The organism is Streptomyces sp. E2N166, assembly GCF_003671715.1.
Taxonomy (GTDB): domain Bacteria; phylum Actinomycetota; class Actinomycetes; order Streptomycetales; family Streptomycetaceae; genus Streptomyces; species Streptomyces thinghirensis.
Window position 1 is genome coordinate 594,892 of the sequence record NZ_RAIF01000031.1, and the last position, 5,904, is coordinate 600,795.

A 5,904-nucleotide genomic window follows, 5' to 3' on the forward strand; every position below is an offset into this window, starting at 1 on the left:
TACCAAGGGCTTGGCGGGGCAAAGCGGGATCCGGGGGCGGGTGGTGGCGACGGGTGGGTGTGCGACCCGGTATTGGCGGGGTGCTGGTCTGTTCGGTGTGGGGCGGAGGTGGGTGTGTGGTCCGGCGTGGCGGGGTGCGGGTCCGCCGTCGTCGGCGGAGGTGGGTGCGTGGCCCGGTGTTGACGGGGTGCGGGTCCGCCGGCGTAGGCGGAGGTGGGTGCGCGGCCCGGTGTTGACGGGGTGCGGGTGCGCCGTCGTCGGCGGAGGTGGGTGCGCGGTCCGGTGTTGACGGGGTGCGGGTCTGCCGGGCCTTGGGCGGAGGCCGGTGCGCTGCCCGGCGTTGCAGGGTGCCGTTGCGCCCACCCGTGCCGCCCCAGCGGCACGACTGCCCGCGGCTGTGTCGGAAAGCGCCTGCCCGCGGCTGCGGCGGGGGAAGCGGCTGCCCGTGCGAGGGCTCTTGACAGTGCCCCCATACCCGTCAAATCTGGGCACCAAGTCGCTCGGCCCGAGGGAGGCGATGGTGCCTGCAGCCCGGGAGTCCCTGCTCGATGCCGCCTACACGGCGCTGGCGCGTCGGCCGTGGTCCGCTGTGCGGATGGTGGACGTGGCGGCGGCGGCCGGGGTGTCCCGGCAGACCCTGTACAACGAGTTCGGGAGCAAGGAGGGCCTCGCCAGGGCGCTCGTCCGCAGGGAGGCGGACGGGTATCTGGCCGGCGTGGAGCGTGCGCTCGCCGGTGGCCCCCGTGGTCCCGCCGACCTTCGTGAACGGCTCACCGCCACCGCGGAGTGGACCACGTCCACCGCCCGCGAGAACGCGCTGGTACGGGCCATGCTCACCGGCTGCTGGAGCGAGCGGCTGCCCGCCCCGACCCTGACTGCGGTGCCGTCGGCCTCCGCGGTGCCGGCCCAGCGACGGGCCGACGGCCCACTGCCCTCGCCCGGGGACTTCGTCGCCCTCGTCCGCGACCGTGCCGTGGCGGCCCTGAAGGGCGCCGGCCCGCTCCCGCCGCCGGACACCACCGAGCTGGCCCGCTCCTGCGAACTGGCCGTGCGTCTCGCCCTGTCCTGCGTCGCGGCTCCGCCCGCCGAAGGCGGGGTGGCGGAACTCGTACGCACCGCCCTGCCGTGCCAGTTGACGGCCTAGCGGCCAACGCGTCAGTGCGCCGAGCCCGACAACTGGAGCCCGATCACGCCGATGATGACGAAGCTGATCGAGACGATCTTCAGGGTCGACACCAGATCGCCGAGGAAGACCATGCCGTAGATGGCGGTGCCCGCCGCACCGATGCCGGTCCAGACCGCGTACGCCGGACCGACGTCGAGCTTCTTCAGGGCGAGGGTCAGCAGGCCGAAACTGCCCAGCGCGAAGACGCAGAAGGCAATGGTGGGCCAGAGGCGGGTGAAGCCGTGCGACAGCTTCAGGCAGACGGCGAAGCCGGTTTCGAGCACCCCGGCCACTATGACCAGCAGCCACGCCATGTCTTGTCCTCCCGTAGTCCCGTACCGTGACCGCTGCGTCGCCTGGTCTCTTCGTGTGGTCGCTTCGTCCGGCTTTGCTCAGGCTTGGATCCGGCTTGGTGCGATTATGCACTTACCGGTACCACGGCACGGCAAACAACGCGGAGGTCAGTCGCCTTCCGTCCGCTCCCGCGTCGACAGCAGCCGGCGCAGCGAGTACAGCCGCGCCGGGTCCGCGTGTCCTTCGGCGACCCACGTGTCCAGCGCGCAGTCGGGCTCGTCGTGACCGCACGCGCGCGGGCAGCCCTCCGTGCCGGGTACCAGGTCGGGGAAGGCGTTGATCACCCGCGACGGGTCGATGTGCGCCAGACCGAACGACCGTACGCCCGGGGTGTCGACGACCCAGCCGCCCGCCTCGGAGGACAGCGGCAGGGCGAGCGCCGAGGTCGTCGTGTGCCGGCCGCGGCCCGTCACCGCGTTGACGTGGCCCGTAACGCGGCGGCGGTCCTCCGGCACCAGCGTGTTGACGAGTGTCGTCTTGCCGACGCCTGAGTGCCCGACGAAGGCCGTGATCTTGCCGTCCAGATGTTCCCGTACCAGGTCGGCCGCGGCGCCGTTCTCCAGACCCTCGCGACTGGTGACGACGTAGGGGATGTCCAACGCCCCGTACAGCTCGAGGAGTTCGTCCGGCGGCGCGAGGTCCGACTTGGTCATGACCAGCAGCGGGGTGAGGCCGCCGTCGAACGCCGCGACCAGGCAGCGGTCGATCAGGCGGGGACGCGGCTCGGGGTCGGCGAGGGCGGTGACGATGGCGAGCTGGTCGGCGTTGGCGACGACCACCCGCTCGTAGGGGTCGTCGTCGTCCGCCGTGCGGCGCAGGACGGAGGTGCGCTCCTCGATGCGGACGATGCGGGCGAGGGTGTCCTTCTTGCCGGACATGTCACCGACCAGCGCCACCCGGTCACCGACGATCGCGGCCTTGCGGCCCAGTTCGCGGGCCTTCATCGCCATCACGACCCGGTCCTCGACGAGGCAGGTCAGCCGACCGCGGTCCACGGTGAGGACCAGGCCCTCGGCGGCGTCCTCGTGTTTGGGCCGGGTGTGGGTGCGCGGCCGGTTGCCCTTGCGGTTGGGGCGGGAGCGGATGTCGTCCTCGTCGGTGTGCTTGCCGTAGCGGCGCATGGCGAACCGTCCCTACGCCCCGAGCATCCCGGTCCACAGGTCGGGGAATTCGGGCAGGGTCTTCGCGGTCGTCGCCACGTTCTCGATCTGCACCCCCTCCACCGCGAGGCCGAGGATCGCGCCGGCGGTGGCCATGCGGTGGTCCTCGTAGGTGTGGAAGACCCCGCCGTGCAGCCGGCGCGGGCGGATGTGCAGGCCGTCGGCGGTCTCGGTGACATCACCGCCGAGTTCGTTGATCTCCTTGGTGAGCGCGGCCAGGCGGTCCGTCTCGTGCAGGCGCAGGTGCGCCACTCCGCGCAGCGTGGACGGGGAGTCCGCGAGGGCGGCGACGGCCGCGATGCCCGGGGTCAGCTCGCCGACCTCGCCGAGGTCGACGTCGATGCCGTGCACGGCACCCGATCCGGTGAAGACGAGCCCGTAGTCGGTCAGTTCGCAGGAACCGCCCATCTCGGTGAAGATCTCGCGGAGCCGGTCGCCGGGCTGGGTGGTGCGGGACGGCCAGTCGGGGACCACGACCTTGCCGCCGGTCACCAGCGCCGCCGCCAGGAACGGCTGGGCGTTGGACAGGTCCGGCTCGATCGTCAGGTCGCGGCCGAGCAGCGCGCCCGGCGTGACCCGCCAGACGTTCGGCTCGCCGCCGGACTCCGGGGTGTCGACCTGGGCGCCGATCGAGCGCAGCATGTCGACGGTCATGCGGATGTGCGGCATGGACGGCAGCGCGGACCCGGTGTGGCGGACCTCGACACCCTGGTTGAAGCGCGGGCCGGACAGCAGCAGGGCGCTGACGAACTGCGAGGACGACGACGCGTCGATCTCGACCGGGCCGCCCTCCAGGGCGCCGCCGCCGTGCACGGTCATCGGCAGCGCGCCGCGCGCGTCGTCGTCGACGCGGGCACCCAGGACGCGCAGCGCGTCGATCACGCCGTGCAGCGGGCGCTCGTACGAACGCGGGTCGCCGTCGAAGCGGATGGCGCCGTCGGCGAGCGTGGCGACCGGCGGAAGGAAGCGCATGACCGTGCCGGCGTTGCCGACGTCGACCGTGGCCGGGCCGCGCAGACCGGCCGGGATGACCCGCCAGAACTCACCGGTGCCGTCCGGGCCGACACCCTCCTCGATCTCGACCCCCATCGCGCGCAGGGCGCCGGCCATCAGCAGGGTGTCGCGGGAGCGCAGCGGGCGGCGCAGCCAGCCGGGCTCGGAGGCGAGCGCGGCCAGCACCAGGGCGCGGTTGGTGACCGACTTGGACCCGGGCACGTGGACGGTCGCGTCGACGGCCCCGCTCGCGTGCGGGGCGGGCCAGAGGGCGGTGTGCGTGGGGTTCACGGTCATGGGCCCCACTTTAATGGCTGAGGACGATCGGAGATCTTGATCAAAAGCGGCGAAACCTGACCGAAAGCGCGACAGTGCAATTCGACTGTGCAATTGCCGTGCATATATGCGGGAGCGCGGGGCCGGACGCGCCCCGGCTCACAGCTCCAGCAGCCAGCGCACCCCGCCGATCAGTGAGCACAGCGACACCGCGTGGAACAGGAAGAACCACACCCCCGCCGGCGCGTGGGTCAGGCGGGCCAGCTGGTCCGCGTCCGAGTCCCCGGCGCCGCCCCGCGCCCGCTTGGCCTGCAGCTCGAACGCCGGCCGCACCCCGCCGAGCAGCAGGAACCACACCACCGCGTACGCGAACGCCGCCTGCACCTGCGGCCCGGCAAGCCAGGGCACCAGGACGAACGTGGCGCCGGTGACCACCACCGTCAGTACCCCGTACGCGTTGCGGACCATCACCAGCAGGGCGACGAGCAGCGCCGTCGCCAGCCACAGCAGCAGGGTGATGCGCCCCGTGGCCAGCAGCGCGGCGCCGCCGAGGCCGAGCAGCGGGGGAGCGGTGTAGCCGGAGACCGCGGTCAGGATCATCCCGAGCCCGTGCGGCTTGCCCCGGCTGACGGTCAGGCCGCTGGTGTCCGAGTGCAGCGTGATGCCGGTCAGGGTGCGCCCGGTGAGCAGGGCCACGAGCCCGTGGCCGCCCTCGTGGGCGATGGTGATGGCGTTGCGAGCTATCCGCCACGGCCCGTGCGGCACGACGACGGCGAGCGCGGCGACCAGGGTCGCGATCACCACCCACAGGTCGGGATCGGGCTGGGTGCCGGAGACCTCGTCCCAGAGAGAGGTGAGCGAGGCCGTAGCGAGGTGGTCCATGTTCGGTGAGGGCTCCTCGTATGAGCGCGGGGTCTGGCAGTGTGGCACGTATGTGCGGACGGTATGCGGCGAGTCGTCGACCCGAGGATCTCGCGGGAATCTTCGAGATCGAGAAGTGGGAGCCGGAGGAGACTCTGGAGCCCGACTACAACGTGGCTCCCACGAAGGAGGTATACGCCGTCCTGGACCGTCCCCTGAAAGACGTCGAGGACCCGAAGCCGGTTCGCCAGCTGCGCAAGCTCAAGTGGGGCCTCGTCCCCTCCTGGTCCAAGACGCCCGAGGGCGGCGCCCGGATGATCAACGCGCGCGCGGAGACCGTCCACGAGAAGCCGTCCTTCCGTCGTGCGTTCACCACCCGGCGCTGCATCCTGCCCGCCGACGGCTACTACGAGTGGGTCACCGGCAAGCAGGAGCGCGACCTGGAGGTCGAGGGGCGCAAGAAGCGGCCCCGCAAGCAGCCGTACTTCGTGACCCCTGCCGACGGGTCCGTGTTCGCCATGGCGGGGCTGTACGAGTTCTGGCGGGACAAGACGCTGCCGGACGACCACCCGCAGTCCTGGTGGGTGACCTGCTCGGTGATCACCACCGAGGCGGAGACCACGCAGCTCGCCGTCGCCCCGGCCGACGGCCCGCACGCCCTGGCCGACATCCACCCGCGGATGCCGCTGATGCTGACCCCGGACCGCTGGGACGACTGGCTCGACCCGGCGCGCACCGACCCCGACGAGCTGACCTCGCTGCTGGCGCCGCCGCCCGCCGGACTGATGCGGGCGTTCCCCGTCTCCACGGCCGTGAGCAGCGTCCGCAACAACGGACCGGAGCTGCTCAAGGAGCTTGAGGCTCCGGAAGAGGGCACACTCTTCTGATGTGACCAGCGACACCACCGAGAGCATCGACATCGAAGCGGGCCCCGCCCGCGTCACCTGGCGCCCGGCGAAGAAGCCCCGCCTCGTCCTCGCCGTCAGCCACGGCGCCGGCGGCGGCATCGAGGCGCGCGACCTGCGGGCGCTGGCGGCCGCACTGCCCGCGCACGGTGTGAGCGTCGCCCTCGTCGAGCAGCCGTGGCGGGTGGCC

The 5,904-nt window shown here is 72.3% G+C and carries 6 protein-coding genes and 1 pseudogene; 3 read left to right on the top strand and 4 right to left on the bottom strand.

Going from position 1 to position 5,904, the window contains the following annotated elements:
* Window positions 1–517 precede the first annotated feature (517 nt).
* Entirely contained in the window at window positions 518–1,144 is a 627-nt protein-coding gene (locus tag EBH09_RS24730; RefSeq protein WP_193776508.1) for a TetR/AcrR family transcriptional regulator, read from the top strand.
* Between the two features lie 11 nt (window positions 1,145–1,155).
* Here the strand turns inward: EBH09_RS24730 and EBH09_RS24735 are convergent, their stop codons facing one another.
* The 4 genes from EBH09_RS24735 to EBH09_RS24750 form a co-directional block, all read right to left on the bottom strand.
* The gene (locus tag EBH09_RS24735) at window positions 1,156–1,479 is read right to left on the bottom strand and encodes a multidrug efflux SMR transporter (RefSeq protein WP_121749126.1); all 324 of its coding nucleotides are present in this window, start codon (window positions 1,477–1,479) and stop codon (window positions 1,156–1,158) included.
* Between the two features lie 147 nt (window positions 1,480–1,626).
* Window positions 1,627–2,640, bottom strand: coding sequence for a ribosome small subunit-dependent GTPase A (rsgA, locus tag EBH09_RS24740; protein ID WP_121749127.1), 1,014 nt, complete (start codon window positions 2,638–2,640; stop codon window positions 1,627–1,629).
* Between the two features lie 12 nt (window positions 2,641–2,652).
* Window positions 2,653–3,969: a 3-phosphoshikimate 1-carboxyvinyltransferase gene (aroA, locus tag EBH09_RS24745; RefSeq protein WP_121749128.1), complete on the bottom strand. Its 1,317-nt coding sequence runs from the start codon at window positions 3,967–3,969 to the stop codon at window positions 2,653–2,655.
* A 138-nt stretch (window positions 3,970–4,107) separates the two neighbouring features.
* Complete coding sequence (locus tag EBH09_RS24750) at window positions 4,108–4,830, bottom strand: M50 family metallopeptidase (RefSeq protein ID WP_121749129.1); 723 nt, start codon at window positions 4,828–4,830, stop codon at window positions 4,108–4,110.
* Window positions 4,831–4,880: 50 nt separating this feature from the next.
* Between EBH09_RS24750 and EBH09_RS24755 the strand changes: the two genes are divergently transcribed.
* Both EBH09_RS24755 and EBH09_RS24760 read left to right on the top strand, forming a co-directional pair.
* Window positions 4,881–5,696: an SOS response-associated peptidase gene (locus EBH09_RS24755; RefSeq protein ID WP_121749130.1), complete on the top strand. Its 816-nt coding sequence runs from the start codon at window positions 4,881–4,883 to the stop codon at window positions 5,694–5,696.
* Between the two features lies 1 nt (window position 5,697).
* Window positions 5,698–5,904, top strand: a pseudogene (locus EBH09_RS24760) (hydrolase); the annotation flags it as partial.